We start from the raw sequence: 19,502 nt of genomic DNA, 5'->3' as shown, positions 1-19,502 counted from the left end.
GAAAAGGGGCCGTCCACCTGCCTGGTGGACGGCCCCTTTTTACTGCTCGCTCAGCCCGCGAGGGCCAGTTCGCCCGCTTCCTGCTCGGCGCGCTGCTCCATGGCCGACTTGTCCGAGAGCGGCTTCTCCCGCAGCAGCCAGACCAGCGCGAACCCGACGGTCAGCACCGCGCCGCCGATCAGGAACACCGTGCTCATCGAGCTGGAGAACCCTTCGAGGATCGGCCGGGCGAGCACCGGGTCGAGGGTCGACAGGAACGAGGTGTCGTTCACGTCGAGCCCGCCGCCCGCCAGCTGCCGGGCGAACTCCGGGTGCTGCGCCAGCGCCGCGGTGTAGGCCGGGGAGGCCATCGCCGAGCGGACCGCCGCCGCGATCCGGTCGCCGACCGTGCTGAACAGGATCGACAGGAACACCGCGGTGCCCGCCGTGCCGCCGATCTGCCGGAAGAAGGTCACCGACGAGGTCGCGACGCCGATGTCGCGGGGCGTGACGTCGTTCGTGGCGGCCAGGGTCAGCGTCTGCATGGTCGAGCCGAGGCCCAGTCCGAGCACGAACGCGATGGCCATGACCACGCCGAGCGCGGTGTCCACTCCGATCATCGAGAACGAGAAGACCGCCGCGGCCATCAGGCCGAGTCCGGCGACCGCGAAGCCCTTGTACCGGCCGGTCCGGGTGATGATCCGGCCGCTGCCGAGGCTCGCGACCATGATCCCGAGGGTGAGCGGCAGCATCTGCAGCCCGGCCTGGGTCGGCGTCGCGCCCTTGACGATCTGCAGGTAGAGCGGCAGCGACATCATCGCGCCGAACATCCCGATGCCCTGGATCACGGTGACCATCGTCGAGACCCGGAACACCCCGCTGCGGAACAGCCGCAGCGGCAGCAGGGCGGCGTCGCCCATCCGGCGTTCCTGGAGGATGAACAGGACCACGCCGAGCGCGCCGACCAGGTACATCGCCAGCGACGCGGGCGAACCCCAGCCCCATTCGCGACCCTGCTCGGCGACGAGCAGCAGCGGCACGAGGCCGACCGTCAGCGCGCCCGCTCCGAGGAAGTCGACCTTCTGGTCGACCCGGGTGTGCGGGAGGTTCAGCACCTTGGTCACCACGACCAGCGCGGCGAGCGCGATCGGGACGTTCACCATGAACACCCAGCGCCAGCCGGTGAGGCCGGCGAACGAGTCGAGTCCGGCGAAGAACCCGCCGACGACCGGGCCGGCGACGCTCGAGACGCCGAACACGGCCATGAAGTAGCCCTGGTAGCGGCTGCGTTCCCGCGGCGAGGTGATGTCGGTGATGATCGCCAGCGCGAGCGACATCAGGCCGCCGGCGCCGAGACCCTGGAACGCGCGGAACGCGGCCAGTTCGTACATCGATCCGGCCATCGCGCTCGCCAGCGAACCGGCGAGGAACAGCGAGATCGCGGTCAGGTACATCGGCTTGCGACCGAAGAGGTCGGACAGCTTCCCGTACAGCGGCGTGGAAAGCGTCGCGGTGATCAGGTAGGCGGTGGTGGCCCAGGCCTGGAGGCTCTGTCCGTGCAGTTCGTCGGCGATGGTCTTCATCGCCGAGGACACGATGGTCTGGTCGAGGGCCGCCAGGAACATGCCGAGCATCAGTCCGGACAGAACCGTGAGGATCTGCCGGTGTGAAAGCCGTCCGTTCGTGGTGGCGCCCCCTTCCGCAGTGGCGGTGTCGCTCATGGTGGTCTCCCTCAGTGCCGTACTAGTTGCTTGTATCTCTCAACTACTTGCTCGCCACAACTGTTCCCGAAAAGCTTGCATTCATCAACCAAATATCGTGTGACGCTAATCTCTCGCCGGGCGATGTCGAGAACGGGCGGACGGCTCCGTCCCTGGCGCGAACGTGGCCGGCAAGGAGCCGCCACCAGCACGGAGGAGAACCACGATGGCCAAGTACCTGCTGCTCAAGCACTACCGCGGCGCGCCGGCTTCGGTGAACAACATCCCGATGGACCAGTGGACGCCCGAGGAGGTCACCGCCCACATCCAGTACATGCGCGACTTCGCCGACCGGCTCGTGGAGACCGGCGAGTTCGTCAGCGAGCAGGCGCTGTCGCCGGAAGGCACGTGGGTCCGCTTCGACGGCGAGGGCCGCCCGCCGGTCACCGACGGCCCGTTCGCCGAGACCAAGGACGTCATCGCGGGCTGGATGATCATCGACGTCGACAGCTACGACCGTGCGATCGAACTGGCCGGAGAGCTCTCCGCGGCTCCCGGAGCGGGCGGCAAGCCGATCCACGAATGGCTCGAACTGCGCCCGTTCTACGGCGTCACGCCTTCGGTGACCGAGTGAACGAGGAGCTGCTGCGGGAACTCGTGCCCGCGGTGATCGGCGTCCTCGTCCGGCGCGGAGCGGATTTCGCGTCGGCCGAGGATGCCGTGCAGGAAGCGCTGATCCGCGCGTTGGACGCATGGCGGGACGATCCGCCGCGCGACCCGAAGGCGTGGCTCATCTCCGCCGCGTGGCGCCGGTTCCTCGACGCCACGCGGTCGGAGTCCTCGCGCCGGGGCCGGGAAGTGGCGATGGACGCCGAGCCGCGGCCCGGTCCGGCGTCCGCGGTGGACGATTCGCTCCAGCTCTACTTCCTGTGCGCGCATCCGTCTTTGACCCCGTCGTCGGCCGTCGCGCTCACGCTGCGCGCGGTCGGCGGGTTGACCACGAAGCAGATCGCGCAGGCGTATCTGGTGCCGGAAGCGACGATGGCGCAACGGATCAGCCGGGCGAAGAAGACGGTCTCAAGCGTGCGGCTCGACGCGCCCGGCGACGTCGCGACCGTGCTGCGGGTGCTGTACCTGGTGTTCAACGAGGGTTACTCCGGCGAGCTCGACCTCGCCGCCGAAGCCATCCGGCTGACCCGGCAGCTCGCGACGGGATTCGACCATCCGGAAGTGGCCGGTCTGCTCGCGTTGATGCTGCTGCACCACGCCCGCCGGGCCGCGCGGACGAAACCCGACGGCAGCCTCGTGCCGCTCGCCGAACAGGACCGCGGGACCTGGGACACCCGGCTGATCGCCGAGGGCGTCGACATCCTCCAGGCGGCGCTGGCCCGCGACCAGCTCGGCGAGTACCAGGCCCAAGCCGCGATCGCCGCGCTGCACGCCGACGCTCTCGCCGCGGAGGAAACCGACTGGGTGCAGATCGTCGAGTGGTACGACGAGCTGCTCGCGCTGACCGACAGCCCGATCGTCCGGCTCAACCGGACGGTCGCGGTCGGCGAGGCGGACGGGCCGCGAGCCGGGTTGAAAGCGCTGGCGGAGCTGGACGACAAGCTGCCGCGATATCGCGCCGTGGCGGCTTACCTGCACGAACGGGACGGAGATCTGGCGACCGCCGCACGGCTGTACAGCGAAGCGGCGGAGAAAGCACCCAACATGGCCGAGCGCGCTCACTTGATCAGGCAGGCGGCGCGGCTCAACAACTCGTGAGCGGCGAAGCCGGTTAGAACCGGCTTCGCCACTCACGACGTCACTCGGCGTAGCCCGGGATCGGGAACGGCTGCAGGAACTCGCGGATCTCGGCGGCGATCGCGTCCAGCGCGCCGTCCTGCTGCGCGGCCGCGGCCGTCACGGTCCGGTCGATCCAGTCCGCGACCTGCACCTGGTGCTCCGGCTTGAGCCCGCGCGTCGTGATCGCCGACGTGCCCAGCCGGATGCCGGACGGGTCGAACGGCTTGCGCGGGTCGAACGGCACGGTGTTGTAGTTCAGCTCGATGCCCGCGCGGTCCAGCGCCTGCGCGGCGGGCTTGCCGGGCACCGCCTTGTTGGTCAGGTCGATCAGGAGCAGGTGGTTGTCCGTGCCGCCGGAGACGAGGTCGTACCCGCGCTCGACCAGCGCTTCGGCCAGCGCCTTGGCGTTCGCGACGATCGTGTGCGCGTACTCGGAGAACGACGGCTGCTGCGCCTCCCCCAGCGCGACCGCGATGGCGGCCGTCGTGTGGTTGTGCGGACCGCCCTGCAGACCGGGGAACACCGCCTTGTCGACAGCCTTGGCGTGCTCGGCGTCGGAGAGGATCATCGCGCCGCGCGGACCGCGCAGCGTCTTGTGCGTGGTCGTGGTGATGACCTGCGCGTGGCCGACCGGCGACGGGTGCGCGCCGCCCGCGATGAGGCCGGCGATGTGCGCGATGTCGGCCACCAGCACGGCGTCGACCTCGCGGGCGATCTCCGCGAACGCCGGGAAGTCGATGGTGCGCGGAATGGCCGTGCCGCCCGCGAAGATCAGCTTCGGCCGGTGCTGGCGGGCGAGGTCGCGGACCTGGTCGAGGTCGACGCGGCCGGTTTCCTTCCGGACGCCGTAGCGGACCGGCGTGAACCACTTGCCGGTCGCGGACACGCTCCAGCCGTGCGTGAGGTGGCCGCCGTCGGGCAGCGCCATGCCGAGCACGGTGTCGCCCGGCTTCGCGAACGCCAGGTACACCGCGAGGTTGGCCGGGGAGCCGGAGTACGGCTGGACGTTCGCGTGGTCGGTGCCGAAGACAGCCTTCGCGCGCTCGATCGCCACCTGCTCGACCTGGTCGATGAACTGCTGGCCCTCGTAGTAGCGCTTGCCCGCGTAGCCCTCGGAGTACTTGTTGGTGAGCACGCTTCCGGTGGCTTCGAGCACCGCCTGCGAAACGTAGTTCTCGGACGCGATCAGGCGGATCTTGTCGTGCTGGCGTTTCGCCTCGTCCTCGACGAGCCCGGCGATCCGCGGATCCGCCGCGGCCAGTGCGGACAGGGCGGGCTGGTGTGTCATGGCGTACTCCGGCTCTGCAGTGGCCCTCACCCAGGCGCGCGGTGCCGGCCTCGTCGTCGCTCCCCGGTGGTGCTCCACCTCTTGAATGGCGCCAGTCGCTGCTGCAGGACGAAGTTTAGTGCACCGCGCCAGGGCCGTCCGGGCAGCGGGAACGGACGGGAGACGGCTCAGACCTGCTCGAGTCCGCCGCGATGGCGCCGGGCGAGTTCCTGGTAGACCGCCGCGTTGTGGTCGACCCACAGCCGCGCGGAATCGGTGAGCTCCACGAACTTCTTCGCCGGGCTGCCCATCGCGATCGTCTCCGGCGGGACCTCGGTGCCGGGCGTGACCGTCGACCCCGCCGCGACGAACGCGCGCGCTCCGATCACCGCGCGGTCGAGCACGGTGGAACCGTTGCCGATCAACGCCTGTTCGCCGACTGTGCAGTCGTGCACGAGGCACTGGTGCCCGACGGTGACGTTGCGGCCGACCTCGGTCATCTCGGGTCCGGAGTGGATCACCGAGTTGTCCTGGATGTTCGCGCCCTCGCGGATGACGATCGGGCCGAAGTCCGCGCGGATCACCGCGCCGTACCAGACCGAAGCGTCCTTCTCGACGGTCACGTTGCCGATCAGGGTGGCGGTGGGGGCGATCCAGGCGTCCGGGTGGACCTGCGGGCTGACGCCGTCCAAGGAGAACAAAGGCATGCCGGGAGCCTAAGCGGCGTCAGCGGTATCCGGCGAAGCAGAGCGCCTCGATGTCGCCGCGGAGGCTCGCGGACGACCGCGGCCGGACGCGTTGCTGCACCACCGCGCCGAGCAGATAGCTCAGCAGCGCGCGGGCACGGGCGCGCGGATCGTCGACGTCGAGCGGGGCGAGGAGTTCGGCGAACAGTTCGGTGATCGAGGTGAGCATCGCGTCGATCGCCTGCGGATGCTGCGCGCGGCCCGCCGCGATCCAGTACTCGAACCAGAGGAACGCGCCGCGCGGACGGTCGGCGAATTCGGCGAGGTAGGCCTCGGTCACCGCGAAAAGCCGTTTGCGCGGGTCGGAGTGCTTGTCCGCGACCTTGCGCAGCCCAGCGGCGAAAGTGTTGATGTGCGCGGCCATCGCCCGGTCGATGAGCACGTCGATGTCGGCGAAGTAGTAGTGGATCGCGCTCTTGGTGAGCGGCCCGGCTTCGGCGATCGCGCGTACCGTGCAGCCGGCGAGCCCTTCGCGGGCGAGGACCTTGCGAGCGGCTTCGACGATCAGTTCCTGTTTCTGCAACTGGTTGGGCGACAGCTGGGTGCTGCGACCGGGTACGGCGCTCACGGTGATCCTCGTTACGTTTGTCAGGACGGCAGCCCTGAATCCTAGGCCAGTCGTCCCAACGTCTTCCGGCGGGTGAAAAACCGGATTGGCCACCCCGGTCCGCGCAGCGGACAATGCCCGGCATGGTGATCTCAGGGGACAAGGGGCTCAGCGAGGCGGCGCGCCGTCAGCTGGAGAAGGAAATCGCGGATCTGCGCGCGCAACGCGAGGCGCTATCGCCGCAGCCCGGCGAGCAGGAACGCACGGGGGACGCCGCCGACCAGGCGGACGTGATCGACCGCGCCGAGGCAGCGGCGCGACTGGACCGGCAGATCGCCGACGTCACCGCGAAGCTGGAGCACGGCGCGTACGACAGCTCGCTGCTTCCCGACGGCACGCGGGTTTCGCTGCGTTTTTCCGACGGTGACGAGGAAGAGTTCACCGTGGTGACCCTTCCCGGCGAGGACGCGGACGCGATCACCTCGGACAGCCCGCTGGGCCTCGCGCTGGCCAACGCGAAGGCAGGCGAGGAAATCAGCTACCGCACCCCGCGCGGGCAAGCCACCGCGACGGTGCTGAAGCTGACCCCGCCCGCCAACTGACCACAGAGGACAGACAGTGGCCGCCCCGGTTTCCGGGGCGGCCGCTGTTATTTGTCGGCGTTGGCCACCGTTTCGGCCTGATAGGCGAACACGCCGTCGGTCTCGACCGCGACGTGCCAGCCGCCGCAGTCCGTGTCCATCCGCTTGTGCTCGCCCGCCGGCCACCAGTCCGCGGTGAGCGTCGGCGCTTTCGCCTCGGCCTTTCCCGGCTTGCACAGCGCAGGCAGGCCGGAGGGACCTGGTTGGTAGCGCAGAATCCGTTCCGAACCGGTGGTGCGGATCAGCTCGGTGACCGACTTCGCGTCGTCGGGCACCCATGACGGGAGCCGGGCGTCCGCGTTGGCTTTGCCCTGCTTTCCGGTGTCGTAGGAAACCGCCTTCACGTGGCCGTTCGACTTCTCCTCGACCGAGGCGCCGAGCCCGCACGACGCGACCGTGGCCAGAGCCGCGATCCCGGTCGCGGCCAGTATCGCCTTGTTCCGCACGCTGTTCATGGCTTCCAGTCAACCGAGACCGGCGCGCCCCGCCCTCGTTCTTCCGGCCCTTTGCCGCTGGCCAGTCGGCCGACTCCGTCCCTCACATGAGTGAAATCGCGGGTCATTCTTCCCCGTCGAGATGAGCCCGCAGCGCTGCGAGCGGACCGTCCCAGTCCCGCGCGAGCGCCGCGAGGAACTGCTGCGCGACCCGCATCGGCGCGGAATCGAGCCGGTACCGCACGCGGCGGCGCTCACCGGGTTCAGCGGCGACCAGCCCGGCGTCGGACAGCAGGCCGAGGTGCTTGGCGATTGCCTGCCGCGTGATCGGAAGCCGCGCCGCCAGGTCCGTCGCGGTCGCCGGACCGCGTGCGGCCAGCTCGGCGAGGATCGCGCGCCGGGTCGGATCGGCGAGCGCGGCGAATACCTGCTCGGCGACCGCTTCGGAGTCAGCTGCCATCGAGACTGGCCGCCAGCTCGTCCAGTTCGCGCGCCCAGCCTTCGACGTGCGAACGGTAGGTCGCCGGGTACTGGCCGTCCGGCAGTTGCGCGAACCCGGATTCGACCACGGTGAGCCGGGTCCCGCCGCCGTCCGCCCGCAGCGTGAACTCGACGTACGTGCGCCGCGGGTCGTCCTCCGGCATCCCGTCGACCTGCCAGGTGAAACCGAACACCGCGGGCTCCTCGACGCGCTCGACCCGGATCTCGGCAGCGCGGTCGCCGATCCACGCGACCCGTCCGAGCCCGCCCGGACGCAGGTCGATCTCGGCCTCGTCGCCGAACCAGGCGCTCAGGCCGTCCGCGGTGGTCAGCGCCGTCCACACCCTCGCGGGCGGCTGCGCCAGCTCGACCGTCCGCTCGATGCGGTCGGGAAACCCCATGTCGTGCTCCTTCCGGACCGAGCCTAGGCAACCACACCCCATTGACGCAACCGAATGGTTGCCATAGTGTTGCAACCGTTCAGTTGCACTACTTGGCGAAAGGAAGACCGATGAACTCCTTCACCACCGAGCTGACCGTCGACCGCACCCCCGAAGAGGTCTTCGCCGCGGTCACCGACGTCCGAGCCTGGTTCAGCAAGACGATCACCGGCACGGCGACCGCCGTCGGCGACGCGTTTTCCTTTGTGGACAAGGGAATCCCGTCGACCCGGATCCGTGTCACGGAGCTCGTGCCCGGCCGCCGCGTCGCTTGGCACGTCGAGGACGCGTACGTCGCCTTCACCGACCAGCCGGACGAATGGACCGACACCCGGATGAGCTTCGACATCTCGCCAGGCCCGAAGGGGACGACGTTGCGCTTCACGCACCACGGCCTCACTCCGGACCAGGCTTGCTACCGCGAGTGCTCGCGCGGCTGGACGAGCTGCGTCAACACGAGCCTGCACGCGCTGCTGACGACTGGCGTCGGCGAGCCGATCCCGGAATCCGCTGCCCCGCAACGCAGCTAGGGAAGCTGAAGGTCGGAGGCGTCACGCTTGGCGTGCATCTCCCACAGTGTCTCCGCGATGTCGGCCGGGTCGATCTCCGGAAACTCAGTGTTGGGTTCGAGGGCACCGGACAGCAGGGCGGAATGGACGGCGCTGCCCCTGATCATGGCTCCGATCTGGAGTGTCGCCGCATGCACGCCGTGCGGCGAGATTTCCGCTGACAGGCTCTGGATGTAGTTGCGGGTCGCCGCCATCGCCGGCCCGATGCCGCTCAGGACAGGCGCGGGCTGCGTCGCCGAGACACTCTGGCTGATCAGGATGCTGCCTTCGCCGCGGTCGCGCAGCTCCCCCAAAACCGCCTGGACCAGAGCGATCGGGGTCAAGAAATACAGCTCGAGAAGCTGCTGCATGACTGCCGGGGTCAAGTCGGCGGCGGGAGTGAAACCGTTCAGGTCCAACGGCGAGTACGCCACCGCGTCGATCCGCTCGAAGCGGCCGCGGATCTCGTCGACCAACGCGGGAATCTCCGCCGGACGCGCCAGATCCGCCGGGAACGCCGCGGCTTCGATGCCCTCCGCGGCCAGTTGATCAGCCAAGGCCGCGAGCCGTTCGCGGTTGCGCGCGACGAGGGCGATCCGGAAGCCCTCGCCGCCGAAGCGCCGGGCGATCGCGGGACCAAGGCCGGTGCCAGCACCGAGCAGGACCAGGGTTTTCGACACGGAACCTCCATAAGTTGATGGCGGTCTCAACTTTGGCGCCAAGTTGAGACCGTTGTCAACTTTCTCGTCCGCACCTACGATGACCTGGTGAAAACGGAGGGGAAGCCCACGCTGCGCCGAGACGCCCGCCGCAACCAGGAACGGCTTCTCGCCGCGGCGGCGGACGCCTTCCGGGAGAGGGGCCTGACGGTGCCGCTGGAGGAGATCGCGCAGCGGGCGGGCGTCAGCGCCGGGACTCTGTACAACCGCTTCGGCGGACGGGAAGCGCTGATCGACGCGGTGATGCCGGAACTGGCCGCCGAGCGGATGGACGAGGCGATGCGCCGGGCGGAGGCGGTCGACGACCCGTGGGAATCGTTCGTCACCTACGTGACCGTGCTGTGCGAACAGCAAGCCGACGACCCCGCGTTCCGCGACGCGATCAGCAGGCAACTCCAGGACGCGCCTGAACTGACCGCGCGCTGCACGGCCGAACTCGCAAAGTCGGTCCGGCTGCTCGAACGCGCGCAACGGTCCGGGACGCTGCGCGCGGATGTCACGTCCGACGATCTGATGCTGCTGATCTTCACGAATGCGCTGATCGTGCGCGAGACCGTTGAGGCAACCCCGGACGCGTGGCGGCGCATGCTCTCGTTCAGCCTCGCCGGACTGCGCGCCGATTGTGGTAGCCAGGAAGCATGCGAAGATCTTTTTCCCTCAGGGGAATCTCATGAACGATGACGTTTCCCAGAACCTCGTCGTCTTCCGGATCAAAGGCCTCCCCGAACCGGTGCTGGCCAGCGCGCCCACCCAGGCCGAGGACGCGGTCGAGCAAGCGTGGGCGAGCATCCGGCAGCAGCACAAGGTGCGCGGGTCCGCGGTTTTGGCCGTGTACAGCGAATGGCAGCCCTCCGCGGCCGATCAGAAATTCATGGCCAAGAATTTCCGGAAGGCCGAGTGCACCTACAGTTTCTCCCGGCCGGGTCCCGGTGAATGGGACCGCGCCTTCGCCGAAGCCCGCGCCGTAATGGCCGAAACCGAGCAGCGGAAAAGCGCCGAGGAGATCCTGCCGATCCTCTGGAGCGCGTCCTCGCCGCGCGCCGAACTGCTCGAGGCACTGCCGCACCGCCCGCTCGTGCCCGGCAAGGTGTCGGTCGCGCTGGCGGTGGTGTCGCGGACCCCGGAGGGCAAGATCGGGATGCAGCACATCACCCGGCACGAGCAGGAGCAGATGGGCGCGCCGCTCGAGAAACTGTTCGACGTCGGGTTCGGCGCCCTGGTCCGCGGGCTGAAGTTCGAGGTCCGCAGTTCGGGCGAGGACGTGCTGGTCTCGCTGGCCAGGGAGAACCAGCTGGCGGCGTCCGCGCTCGCGCTGCCCGATCTGCATGCCCAGCTGTCGCCGCACCTCGGGACCGGAAACCTGATCGTCGGCCTGCCGTGCCCGGACGAGATGTACGTCGCCAGGGAGGGCTCCGACATGGCGGACACCGTCCGGAAGCAGGTGCTCGCTTCGCCGTACGAGACGACGGAACTGGTCCCGTCCGTCCTGCGGCTCGGGTCCGGCGGGCTGGAGCTGCTCGCCGAACGGAGCTAACTCCCCTAACGGGTGAATCTCGGGATTGCCTGCCGAACGAATCAGGCCCCGTCCGAGGTGTCTCGGACGGGGCCTGATTCGTGGAGCCGCCTGGGGGAATCGAACCCCCGACCTATTCATTACGAGTGAATCGCTCTGGCCGACTGAGCTAAGGCGGCATGCCGCTGTGCGACGGTCATCAGTGTAGCGGAGGCGTGGTGCGTCACCTTGCGGGGGCCGCGTCGTTAGGCTCCTATGACTTCGGTCTCACCCCCCGACCCGGCGATCCACTGGAGGACCCGGCACATGCAGCGAAGACTGCCCCGTGCGCTGGCGGTACCCGCAACTGCCGCGTTGCTGCTGCTCCTGGCCGCGCCGGCCGGTGCGCAGGAGATTCCCACGACGCCGATTCCGCAGCCGAACAACCCCTCGCAGCCGCCCGCGTCGGCGCCCATCGGGCCGCAGCCGCTCGGGCACGCGGTGGGCGACGCGGGCACCGCGCTCGGCGTCCTGCGGCTGCTGCCGAACTCGGTCACCACGAGCACGATCCTTCCGGGCTTCGGCCAGACGCTGCCGAAGCAGTCCGCGCTCGAGGCCGGCATGGGCCTGTCCAGCGCGTCGGCGAACTCGGAGGCCTACCTGGCCTACGAGAAGTCGATCGCGCAGTCGTCTCCGTTCGGGCTGGCCGTCGGGGGCCAGGCTCCGCAGACGCCGGGCAGCCTCGTGCAGACCGCGCTTCCGGACAACCCGAAGGAGATCAGCGGGGGCCTGAACGCGCCGCCGAACCCGCTGCTCAACGTCGGGCTGCTGAACGGCACCGCGCACGCCCGCTGGAGTGAATCGCTCGGCCCGTGCGTGGACACGATCGCCGACGCCAGCACGTCCGTCGCGAGCCTGTCGCTGCTGAACGTCATCCCGACGCTGCCGCAGGTCCCGCTGCTCGGCAGCGGCGGACTGAAGCTGCCGGACGGCACCCAGCTCGCGCAGGGCTTCGACCCGAAGAGCGGGCTGCAGAGCCTCGGCGGCCTGCTGCCCGGCAGCGGCCAGACTCCCGCGACGGGCACCGGTTCGCTGCTGAGCCTGCCGAACACGCTGTCGTCGCGGTCGCAGGTCAAGCTCGTCGACATCCCCGGTTCGAAGAACAAGGCGGTGCAGTCGAGGTCCACGCTGCAGGCGGCGGACATCAACATTCTCAAGGGCACCCCGCTCGAGCTGAACCTCAAGGTGGCCAGCCAGCCGACGCTCACCGTCACCTCCACCGGCGACGCGAAGACGTCCAAGGTCGACTACCAGGCTCCGGTGATCACCATCGCCGCCGGCGGCAAGACGCTGTACACGCTCGACGCGGCGCACCCGACCAAGGACATCCCGATCGGCCTGCCGCTCGCACCGCTGAGCCAGCAGTTCGGCGCGCTGGACAACGTGCCGGTGGTCGGCGGCCTCGTCGCCACCGCGACGAAGGGCTTGCAGCAGCTCGGCGACACCACCGGGAAGGTGCTCGACCTCGGCGTGCTGCGGCTGAGCATCGCGAACCTGGACCAGAAGCAGTCCGAGGCGACCACGCCGTTCAAGGGCTACCAGATCGGCGCGGCCGCGCGGCTGCTCGACCTCCAGGTGCTACCGACGCAGAAGCTCAAGGAGCTGCTGCCGACGCAGGCAGGCGACAACCTGCCGTCGTCGCTCGCGCAGCTGTCGCTCGGCGAGCAGATCGCCCGCGCGTACGCCCCGACCGGCGGCGTCGTGTGCGGTTCGACGACGACTCCGCCCGCCCCGCCGCAGGGCGGTGCCGCACCGGCCGGTCCGGTGAAGCACCTGGCCTACACGAACGGCGCGTACGACACGGTGCCGCTGTTCTGGGCGGGTACGGCGATGCTGCTGCTCGGCGTCGTGATGGTGGCGGCGTTCCCGAACCGGCGGCGTCCCGCGCTGGTCCTGAAGCGGCCGACCGGCGGTCCGGACACGCCGTTCAAGCCGTCGCCGCATCCGCGCGACTGACGCGCTAGGCAAATGAGAACGGCCCCCTCGCTGCTGGCGAGGGGGCCGTTTTCGTTAACGGGTCTGGGTCAGCCTTGGCGAAGCGTGGTGACCATGGCTTCGACCGCGATCCGCGGCTTCACGTTCAGCCCGATCGCCTCGCGGCATTCCAGGACGGCTTCCAGGCGGCGCATCGTCGATTCCAGCGACCAAGCCGCCGCGGCCGAGTTGATCTGCTCGGCGTGGTCAGGATGCGTCAGCGTCGCACCGGAACGCGAGGTCGTCACGAGCACGTCGCGGTAGAACCCGGCCAGATCCACCAGGGCGATGTCGAGCGTGTCGCGCTGGGTTCGCGTCGCGCGGGACTTCTGGCGCTTCTCCAGCTGCTTCACCGCGGCCTCTGCGGCACGCTTCGCTCCGGCGACGCCCTTTCCGGTGCCGTCGCCGCCCATCGCGGTGCGCAGTTCGGAGCGTTCCTGCTCGTCGCGGCCCTTGCTTTCCTCGCCCGCGTCCGCTTCCGCCGCGCTGATCAGCTGGTCGGCGCTGGTGAAAACGTCGTCCGGACGGCGCAGTCCGAGCGGAATCCGCAGCACGGTGGCGCGACGCTGGCGAGCGGCTTCATCAGTGGCGAGGCGGCGCGCGCGGCCGACGTGGCCGTTGCACACCGCTGCGGCCCAGTTGGCACGCTCGGGCTCGACGCCGTCCCGGGAGATCAGCACCTGCGCGATCGCCTCGGCGGGCGGGGTGCGCAGCGGGACCAACCGGCACCGCGAACGGATGGTGACCGAGACGTCCTCCGGGTGATCCGAGGGCGCGCACAGCAGGAAAACGGTGCGGGCGGGCGGTTCTTCCACGGCCTTGAGCAGCGCGTTCGAAGCGCCCTCGGTGAGCCGGTCGGCGTCCTCGATGATCACGACCTGCCACTCGCCGGTCGTCGGCCGGCGCGCCGCCGCCTGCACGAGCGCGCGCATCTCGGCGACCGAAATGGACAGTCCTTCCGGGACGACGAGCCGCACGTCCGCGTGGGTGCCGGCCATCGTCGTCCGGCAGCCGGGGCAAGCGCCGCAACCGGTTCCGGTGCTGCACTGCAGGGCCGCGGCGAACGTGCGCGCGGCGACCGAACGGCCGGAGCCGGGCGGTCCGGTCAGCAGCCAGGCGTGCGTCATCGCCGCTGGCGCAACGGGTTCCCCGGCCACGATCTTGGCCGCCGCGGCCGCCGCGGTGGACAGCGTTTCCACGGCAGGCTCCTGGCCGACAAGCTCAGTCCAGACGCCGATCGGGGTCGTCACCGATCCTCCACTTTGGACACTACGGGCAGTGCGTCCGCGCCGTTCTGCGTCGCTTCCGCTTCGGCGGCCGCCGCCTCGGCGACGTCCGCGACAGCCGCGTCCTCGGGCTCCTCCTCCGGCGGTTCCGCGGGGGCGAGCCCGGCGAGCGAGCCGACGAAGACCGACTGGACGGCACCGCGGACGCGACCCGCGACGTCGCCGTCGGAGCCCTCGGCGTCGACCACCACGTACCGGTCCGGGTCGGCGGCGGCCATCTCGGCGAGCAGCTTCTGCACCCACAGCCGGTCCTTCAGCGGCGGCTGCGGGTCGTCCGGGTGCTCGGAGTCGAGAAGCACGGTGAGGTCGGGGCGGAGCCGTCCGGTGGCCCAGTCGACCAGGCCTTCCAGCTCGTCGCGGTCCAGCTCGCCCGCCGCGGACAGCGACGCGAGCGGGGAGTCGACGAAGCGTTCCATGACGACGACGGACCCGGCGTCGAGCGCGGGCTGGATCTGGCGTTCCACCAGTTCGGCGCGCACGGCCGCGGCGACGAGCGCCTGCGCCCGCACCCCGGTGAGGGCAGCGTCCGAGACGAGGGTGCGGAAGCGCTGTTCGCCGAGGGCCGGGTCGGAGGTGAGGACGACCGGCCGGGTGCCGGTGCCGAGCCAGCGCGCGAGGCGAGCGGCCTGCTCGGCGGTGTTGACCGCGGTGGTGCCCTCGATGGCGATCAGGAAGCCGTTGACGCGGCGCGGGTTGCGACGCAGCGCGTTGCGCAGGTCGCTGAAGATTTTCTCGGTGCGCCGCTCGTCCATCTGCCGGTACGCGATGATCCCGAGCAGCACCGCGAGCAGGCCGCCGCCGAGGATGACCGGACGGGTGCCGTCGACGATGATCGGCGTGCCGAACAGGTTGACGTTGCGCTGCCGGACCAGGCCGATCAGCACCGGCGTGACCACCGTCGCGCCGAACAGCACGATCTTGAGCATCGCCTGGTAGATCGCGTTGATCCGGCCGCGGATCGCGTCCTCGACGCGGGAGCCGATGATCGTGACGCCGGTGAGGAAGGCGGTGCCGGCGCAGATGCCGACGAAGGCGACCGCGCCGACCGAGATCGCCAGGTGCGGCGACAACGCGACGACGCCGAGCGCGAGCCCGGCGAGGACGATCGAGATGCCGAACAGCCGGTCGTGCGGGAGCCGGTGCGCGAGCTTCGGAGCCAGGGCCATGCCGAGAGCCAGGCCGATGAAGACGGCCAGCATCAGCAGGTTGAACGCCGCGTCGCCGCCGAGCAGCGACGACGAGTACGGCTTGGCCGCGCCGATGACCGCGCCACCGGCCGCGAACGCGCCGAAGGCACCGATCAGCAGGCCGCGGACGATCGGCGTGCTGCGGACGAACTTCAGCCCGTCGCGCATCATCGCGCCGAAGCCGAACTTCTCCTCGTCGGCCCGCTTGACCTTCTGCTGCGGCAGCGAGTGGACGTCGCGCAGGGACAGCTCGGGGATGCGGGTGGCGACGAGAATGCCGCTGATCAGGTACAGCAGGCCGGTGATGACGACGACGACCTTGGCGATGTACAGGTCGACGCCGGGGCCCTGGAACAGGTGGAACGTGGAGTTCGCGCCCTGGATCAGCGCGTTCGCCCCGGCGGCGGTGATGACGGCGAGGCCGTAGGTCATCACCATGCCGAGCTGGTTGGCGGTCTCGACCTGCTCGGGGCGGCGCAGCAGGTTCGGCACCGCCGCGTCCTTGGACGGGATCCACATGATCGAACAGCAGCCGACCAGGAAGTTCGCCACGAACAGCCACCACGGCGCCCCGACGACGGCGATCGAGAGCAGGAACCCGCAGCGCAGCAGGTCGCAGACGACCATGATCTTGCGCCGGTCGAACCGGTCCGCGAGCAGGCCGCCGACCGGCGCGAAGAGCAGGCCGGGCAGCAGCGCGGTGACGATGACGCCGACGAACGCGTAGTTCTGCGCGGAGTAGTTGTCGAGGAGTTTGGTGCTCAGGCTGGTGAGGTTCAGCAGGTTCAGCCAGTCGGCGACACTGCACAGATACGTGACGCCCCACAGCCGACGGAACGGTTTGATCGCCAGCACCCGGCGGGCCCGATGGATCGTGGACGTCCCGCCCGATCCGCCCGGGCCGGTGCCAGGCACCGACCGTACGCCCTCGCTGATACGCCCACCCCACTTGTCACGGCGGAGTCAGGCGACCCCGGCGGATCCCCCGACCGTGTAGCAGCCAGGGTAGTCCCGCCGCGCACGGGAGGAGGGCACGCCCCGTGATATCCGAGGTCAGCGAGTGTCAGCCGAACAGCCCCTTCACACTGCTCACCAGGCTAGCGATGAGCTCGATCGCCACGATTCCGAACACGATGAGCAACACCACAGCGAGCACCACGCCCGCCGTGCTGCTGGACGGACGCCCGAAGCTGGGCATGCTGAGCGAGGGCATCCCACGCCGGCTCTGCCGCTCGGCGAGCTCTTCCTCGATGTCGTCGTCAGCGATCTCGGTAACCCGCTTCGGCCGAGGCCGGGGCACCTTTTTCAGCAGCTGAGGAGCCTTGGTCGGCCAGGTCCGCTGCCGCGGCAGCAACCCGAGCGGAACCAGATCCGGCCGGTCGGAAGGCGGAATCGGATTCGGCGTCTTGACGACTTCTTTTTTCTTGGCTTCCTCTTTGAGCGCGGCCTCGACCATCCGCTTGACCTCTTCGGGGTCATGCTGAACCGGCTTAGCGGTCGGCAGCGGCCGGGGCGCGCGGTTGGACGCCATCTCGAACCCGGACAACGGATCGGAGAACCGCTCGCCCCCGACCTCGCCGACGTCACCGGCCAACGTCCCGTCCCGGTCAGGCCCGGAGGCGGGAAAAAACGGAGTCCCGTCGCTCGTGCTCATGGTGACCACCTCACTACGGAATGTCCGCCGAGTCCAGTGTCGGCGAGAGTACCGGTCCCCGCATCCACCCAATGGCCGCAGAACCACTACTGCCCGCGCCCGGGGGAAGGCGCGCCACCCGGACCAGTGACCGCCTGCGGACGGGCTCGGGAGGGGTTTTGGCGGCGGAAACTGTGGCCTCCGGCGGTGGTGGAGCGGGGTTGATTTTAGGGGGGCAAGGCTGACTGGCTGTAGGGGCTGAATGGCCGGTGGGCAGGCAGGGGCGTGCGGTCCGCGGCCGAACCGGTTGGCCTGGCCGACCTGGTAGCCAAGCCGACAGGGCCGCCCGAGCACGACCGGACCGCCCACGCCCAGCCGGGCCACGCCGAGCTGACCCGCGCCCGGGCCCTCCCGAACACGACCGACCGCGCCGAGCCCAGCTACCGCATCGGACTCAGCCGGACTCACCCGCCCAAGACCAGCCCAGCCCCCTCACACCCGGTCAAGCATGGCTGCGCACCGCCTCCACGATCCAAGCCTCCGCGGTCCCCCGGGTAGCCGGAGACCACGTCACCACCCATCCGCCTCTGCCTCCTCCTCGCGGGGCGGCTCGGAACTGGTACCTCCCTTGATCGTTGTCCACCAATCCGAACGCGCCGTGCGGATACTCCGCCAGCACCGCGTCCCGCACCGCCAGGTCCACCAGCACCGTTCCCTGCCGGGGCCGGGCCACGGCTTGCCGGATGACGTCCAGGTCTCCCCACGCCTCCCGTGGGATCAGGCCGCTGTCGTCCGTTTCGATGCGCACGGCGGGGCCGGGGCCGGGCGGGCGCTCGGGCAGGCCGTCGAACACCCATCCCGGCAGTGCGCTGAGCATTCCGGACCGCAGCCGCGCCCGGCGGCCCAGTTTGCTCATCACCGTGGTGAAGTCCTCGTCTCCGAAGAACCGCACCTCCCACGGCTCCTCGCTCGCCGGGAACACCCCGGTGACCACTCCCCGGATGAACCCGCCGCGCAGCACTCGATACAGCTCGACCGCCTCGGCGGTCACCTCCCCGTCCGCGGCGAGGCCGAGCGCGGCCATCCCGGCGACGAAGCGCGTGTACTGCTCCACCTCTTCGGCCAAGCCTGCGCCGAGCATCGGCCCGAACGACCGCCGGACCTCCTCGGCGAGGCTCAGTCCCGAAGCCGCTCCGGCGGGCTCCTCCTCGGCCAGCACGGGCGGCACCTCGAAATGCGGGTCGTAGAACTCCATCACCGAAGGCCGCTGCGGCATCTCGGCCCGCAGCGGTCCGATGACCTCGTCGATGACGTCGAAGACGACGGGTGCTGAACTGCTCACCCCGTCATTGAACACCCTGGTACCGACAATTTCTCGAACTTTTGTTCGAGTCAACCCATCCGTGCGCCGAGCGGTCGGTCAGCGCCGCGACACCGGCTCGCTGACACGCATCGTGGGCGCGAGAAAACCGACCGTGACCACGAGGGCGCCGACCACGGCGAGCGTCCAGTGCAGGCCGATCCCGCCGCTCAGGCCGCTGACCAGCACCGGACCGGCGAGGAACCCGAGGTACCCGCACGCCGCGACGGCCGCGATCGCCCGGCCCGGCGCTTCCGGCTGCTTGCGTCCGGCCGCGCTCCACGCGAGCGGCACCATCCCGGACACGCCGAGCCCGACCACGGCGAACCCCACCACCGCGACCACCGGCACCGGAACCGCGACCACCAGCAGGAACCCGGCGACCGTCACCGCCGTAGCGACCCGCATGAACAACACCGCACCAACGCGCTCGACGACCCGGTCGGCCACCGTGCGCACCGCGATCATGGTGATCGAGAACGCGAAGTAGCCCAGCGACGCGACAGCCGCGCTCGCCGTGGTGACCTCCCGGAGGTAGACCGCACTCCAGTCGTTCACCGTGCCTTCCGCGACGAACCCGCAGAACGCGATCACGCCCAACGGGATCAATGCCTTGCTGGGCAAGGCAAACGCCGCCTCGCCCTGTCCGCGATCAGCACCCGGCAAGAACTGCGTAGCGGCGAAGATCCCGAGCACCAGCAGCACGGCACCAGCACCGGTGAAATGCGCTTCGACCGGCACCCGCCAGACTTCCATCAGCGCCGCGAGACCCGAGCCCGCCAGTCCGCCGATGTTCCAGAACGCGTGGAACCCAGCGAAAATTGGCCGTCCGTAAGCCTCTTCGACGCGCGCGGCGTGCGCGTTCATCGAGACGTCCAGCAGGCTGTTGCCCACTCCGAGCACGACGAGCGCGGCGACGAACAGCGGCGCGTCCGGCGCGAAGGCGACGAGCGGCAAACCGCCGCACAAGACCGTGGCCCCGAAGAGAACCCCGCGCCGACTGCCGATCTTCGTGATCAACGGTCCCGCCGCCAGCAAGGCGACGACCGAACCGGCGGCGAGCCCGAAAAGGCCGATTCCGAGCTCGCCGGCGCTGAGGCCGAGTTTTCCTTGTACCGCAGGAATTCGAGCCGCCCACGAAGCGAACGCCGCACCGCACACCGCGAATACCACGGAAACCGCGGCACGCGCGCGCTGTGTCTCCCCCATCCATCCCCCTGA

At 69.8% G+C, this 19,502-nt stretch carries 20 protein-coding genes and 1 tRNA gene; 7 read left to right on the top strand and 14 right to left on the bottom strand.

The window, feature by feature from the left end; translation table 11 throughout:
* Positions 1 to 50: 50 nt before the first annotated feature.
* A complete protein-coding gene (locus DMP23_RS37020; RefSeq protein WP_037808290.1) occupies positions 51 to 1,700 on the bottom strand; it encodes an MDR family MFS transporter in 1,650 nt (549 codons plus the stop codon).
* Between the two features lie 205 nt (positions 1,701 to 1,905).
* Between DMP23_RS37020 and DMP23_RS37015 the strand changes: the two genes are divergently transcribed.
* Entirely contained in the window at positions 1,906 to 2,313 is a 408-nt protein-coding gene (locus DMP23_RS37015) for a YciI family protein (protein WP_134662001.1), read from the top strand.
* On the top strand, positions 2,310 to 3,446 hold the full coding sequence (locus DMP23_RS37010) for an RNA polymerase sigma factor (protein ID WP_337823807.1): 1,137 nt from the start codon (positions 2,310 to 2,312) through the stop codon (positions 3,444 to 3,446). The genes DMP23_RS37015 and DMP23_RS37010 overlap by 4 nt, the downstream gene beginning before the upstream one ends.
* A 40-nt stretch (positions 3,447 to 3,486) precedes the next feature.
* Here DMP23_RS37010 and glyA read toward each other — a convergent pair whose 3' ends face one another.
* From glyA to DMP23_RS36995, 3 genes are all read right to left on the bottom strand, one after another.
* A complete protein-coding gene (glyA, locus tag DMP23_RS37005) occupies positions 3,487 to 4,755 on the bottom strand; it encodes a serine hydroxymethyltransferase (RefSeq protein WP_337823806.1) in 1,269 nt (422 codons plus the stop codon).
* A 167-nt stretch (positions 4,756 to 4,922) separates the two neighbouring features.
* Entirely contained in the window at positions 4,923 to 5,441 is a 519-nt protein-coding gene (locus tag DMP23_RS37000) for a gamma carbonic anhydrase family protein (protein ID WP_337823805.1), read from the bottom strand.
* A gap of 19 nt (positions 5,442 to 5,460) precedes the next feature.
* Positions 5,461 to 6,048 carry a TetR/AcrR family transcriptional regulator gene (locus DMP23_RS36995; protein ID WP_037808304.1) on the bottom strand — a complete coding sequence of 196 codons (588 nt, stop codon included), beginning with the start codon at positions 6,046 to 6,048 and terminating at the stop codon, positions 5,461 to 5,463.
* Positions 6,049 to 6,170: 122 nt separating this feature from the next.
* Here DMP23_RS36995 and DMP23_RS36990 point away from each other — a divergent pair, with 122 nt between their 5' ends.
* A complete protein-coding gene (locus DMP23_RS36990) occupies positions 6,171 to 6,629 on the top strand; it encodes a GreA/GreB family elongation factor (RefSeq protein ID WP_037808306.1) in 459 nt (152 codons plus the stop codon).
* Between the two features lie 47 nt (positions 6,630 to 6,676).
* On the opposite strand, the gene DMP23_RS36985 is transcribed toward DMP23_RS36990, so the two are convergent.
* The 3 genes from DMP23_RS36985 to DMP23_RS36975 form a co-directional block, all read right to left on the bottom strand.
* Entirely contained in the window at positions 6,677 to 7,123 is a 447-nt protein-coding gene (locus DMP23_RS36985) for a hypothetical protein (RefSeq protein ID WP_337823804.1), read from the bottom strand.
* A gap of 103 nt (positions 7,124 to 7,226) precedes the next feature.
* Positions 7,227 to 7,562 carry an ArsR/SmtB family transcription factor gene (locus tag DMP23_RS36980; protein WP_134728489.1) on the bottom strand — a complete coding sequence of 112 codons (336 nt, stop codon included), beginning with the start codon at positions 7,560 to 7,562 and terminating at the stop codon, positions 7,227 to 7,229.
* Positions 7,552 to 7,983 carry an SRPBCC domain-containing protein gene (locus DMP23_RS36975; RefSeq protein ID WP_337823803.1) on the bottom strand — a complete coding sequence of 144 codons (432 nt, stop codon included), beginning with the start codon at positions 7,981 to 7,983 and terminating at the stop codon, positions 7,552 to 7,554. Before DMP23_RS36975 ends, DMP23_RS36980 begins: the two co-directional genes overlap by 11 nt.
* A 110-nt stretch (positions 7,984 to 8,093) precedes the next feature.
* Between DMP23_RS36975 and DMP23_RS36970 the strand changes: the two genes are divergently transcribed.
* Complete coding sequence (locus DMP23_RS36970; protein WP_337823802.1) at positions 8,094 to 8,552, top strand: SRPBCC family protein; 459 nt, start codon at positions 8,094 to 8,096, stop codon at positions 8,550 to 8,552.
* Here DMP23_RS36970 and DMP23_RS36965 read toward each other — a convergent pair.
* Positions 8,549 to 9,250, bottom strand: coding sequence for an SDR family NAD(P)-dependent oxidoreductase (locus tag DMP23_RS36965; RefSeq protein WP_337823801.1), 702 nt, complete (start codon positions 9,248 to 9,250; stop codon positions 8,549 to 8,551). The genes DMP23_RS36970 and DMP23_RS36965 overlap by 4 nt on opposite strands.
* 87 nt (positions 9,251 to 9,337) lie before the next feature.
* Between DMP23_RS36965 and DMP23_RS36960 the strand changes: the two genes are divergently transcribed.
* Both DMP23_RS36960 and DMP23_RS36955 read left to right on the top strand, forming a co-directional pair.
* Complete coding sequence (locus tag DMP23_RS36960; RefSeq protein ID WP_337823800.1) at positions 9,338 to 9,970, top strand: TetR/AcrR family transcriptional regulator; 633 nt, start codon at positions 9,338 to 9,340, stop codon at positions 9,968 to 9,970.
* Positions 9,960 to 10,823 carry a hypothetical protein gene (locus DMP23_RS36955; RefSeq protein WP_337823799.1) on the top strand — a complete coding sequence of 288 codons (864 nt, stop codon included), beginning with the start codon at positions 9,960 to 9,962 and terminating at the stop codon, positions 10,821 to 10,823. Before DMP23_RS36960 ends, DMP23_RS36955 begins: the two co-directional genes overlap by 11 nt.
* Positions 10,824 to 10,904: 81 nt before the next feature.
* Here DMP23_RS36955 and DMP23_RS36950 read toward each other — a convergent pair.
* Positions 10,905 to 10,981 (bottom strand) — tRNA-Thr (locus DMP23_RS36950).
* 127 nt (positions 10,982 to 11,108) lie between these two features.
* Here DMP23_RS36950 and DMP23_RS36945 point away from each other — a divergent pair.
* A complete protein-coding gene (locus DMP23_RS36945) occupies positions 11,109 to 12,797 on the top strand; it encodes a hypothetical protein (protein ID WP_337823798.1) in 1,689 nt (562 codons plus the stop codon).
* 68 nt (positions 12,798 to 12,865) lie between these two features.
* Here the strand turns inward: DMP23_RS36945 and DMP23_RS36940 are convergent, their stop codons facing one another.
* The 5 genes from DMP23_RS36940 to DMP23_RS36920 all read right to left on the bottom strand — a co-directional run bounded on the left by DMP23_RS36940 (position 12,866) and on the right by DMP23_RS36920 (position 19,490).
* Complete coding sequence (locus tag DMP23_RS36940; protein ID WP_043827121.1) at positions 12,866 to 14,065, bottom strand: DNA polymerase III subunit delta'; 1,200 nt, start codon at positions 14,063 to 14,065, stop codon at positions 12,866 to 12,868.
* A complete protein-coding gene (locus tag DMP23_RS36935) occupies positions 14,062 to 16,203 on the bottom strand; it encodes a bifunctional MFS transporter/dTMP kinase (RefSeq protein WP_337823797.1) in 2,142 nt (713 codons plus the stop codon). Before DMP23_RS36935 ends, DMP23_RS36940 begins: the two co-directional genes overlap by 4 nt.
* Positions 16,204 to 16,351: 148 nt before the next feature.
* Complete coding sequence (locus DMP23_RS36930) at positions 16,352 to 16,942, bottom strand: hypothetical protein (RefSeq protein ID WP_238603950.1); 591 nt, start codon at positions 16,940 to 16,942, stop codon at positions 16,352 to 16,354.
* A gap of 481 nt (positions 16,943 to 17,423) precedes the next feature.
* Positions 17,424 to 18,278 carry an ESX secretion-associated protein EspG gene (locus DMP23_RS36925; protein WP_337823796.1) on the bottom strand — a complete coding sequence of 285 codons (855 nt, stop codon included), beginning with the start codon at positions 18,276 to 18,278 and terminating at the stop codon, positions 17,424 to 17,426.
* A 63-nt stretch (positions 18,279 to 18,341) separates the two neighbouring features.
* Entirely contained in the window at positions 18,342 to 19,490 is a 1,149-nt protein-coding gene (locus DMP23_RS36920) for an MFS transporter (protein WP_337823795.1), read from the bottom strand.
* Positions 19,491 to 19,502: the final 12 nt, after the last annotated feature.

It is taken from the genome of Amycolatopsis sp. A1MSW2902 (assembly GCF_017312175.1).
In the GTDB taxonomy this organism is placed as follows: domain Bacteria; phylum Actinomycetota; class Actinomycetes; order Mycobacteriales; family Pseudonocardiaceae; genus Amycolatopsis; species Amycolatopsis nivea.
Note: the sequence above shows the minus strand (reverse complement) of the source record. Positions and strands in the feature narration are given on the sequence as shown.

What these genes read in the sequence shown, in the direction of transcription:
- DMP23_RS37020 (WP_037808290.1), bottom strand. Translation starts at nt 1,700, where the DNA reads ATGAGCGACACCGCCACTGCGGAAGGGGGCGCCACCACGAACGGACGG.
- DMP23_RS37015 (WP_134662001.1), top strand. Translation starts at nt 1,906, where the DNA reads ATGGCCAAGTACCTGCTGCTCAAGCACTACCGCGGCGCGCCGGCTTCG.
- glyA (WP_337823806.1), bottom strand. Translation starts at nt 4,755, where the DNA reads ATGACACACCAGCCCGCCCTGTCCGCACTGGCCGCGGCGGATCCGCGG.
- DMP23_RS37000 (WP_337823805.1), bottom strand. Translation starts at nt 5,441, where the DNA reads ATGCCTTTGTTCTCCTTGGACGGCGTCAGCCCGCAGGTCCACCCGGAC.
- DMP23_RS36990 (WP_037808306.1), top strand. Translation starts at nt 6,171, where the DNA reads ATGGTGATCTCAGGGGACAAGGGGCTCAGCGAGGCGGCGCGCCGTCAG.
- DMP23_RS36985 (WP_337823804.1), bottom strand. Translation starts at nt 7,123, where the DNA reads ATGAACAGCGTGCGGAACAAGGCGATACTGGCCGCGACCGGGATCGCG.
- DMP23_RS36980 (WP_134728489.1), bottom strand. Translation starts at nt 7,562, where the DNA reads ATGGCAGCTGACTCCGAAGCGGTCGCCGAGCAGGTATTCGCCGCGCTC.
- DMP23_RS36975 (WP_337823803.1), bottom strand. Translation starts at nt 7,983, where the DNA reads ATGGGGTTTCCCGACCGCATCGAGCGGACGGTCGAGCTGGCGCAGCCG.
- DMP23_RS36970 (WP_337823802.1), top strand. Translation starts at nt 8,094, where the DNA reads ATGAACTCCTTCACCACCGAGCTGACCGTCGACCGCACCCCCGAAGAG.
- DMP23_RS36955 (WP_337823799.1), top strand. Translation starts at nt 9,960, where the DNA reads ATGAACGATGACGTTTCCCAGAACCTCGTCGTCTTCCGGATCAAAGGC.
- DMP23_RS36945 (WP_337823798.1), top strand. Translation starts at nt 11,109, where the DNA reads ATGCAGCGAAGACTGCCCCGTGCGCTGGCGGTACCCGCAACTGCCGCG.
- DMP23_RS36930 (WP_238603950.1), bottom strand. Translation starts at nt 16,942, where the DNA reads ATGAGCACGAGCGACGGGACTCCGTTTTTTCCCGCCTCCGGGCCTGAC.
- DMP23_RS36920 (WP_337823795.1), bottom strand. Translation starts at nt 19,490, where the DNA reads ATGGGGGAGACACAGCGCGCGCGTGCCGCGGTTTCCGTGGTATTCGCG.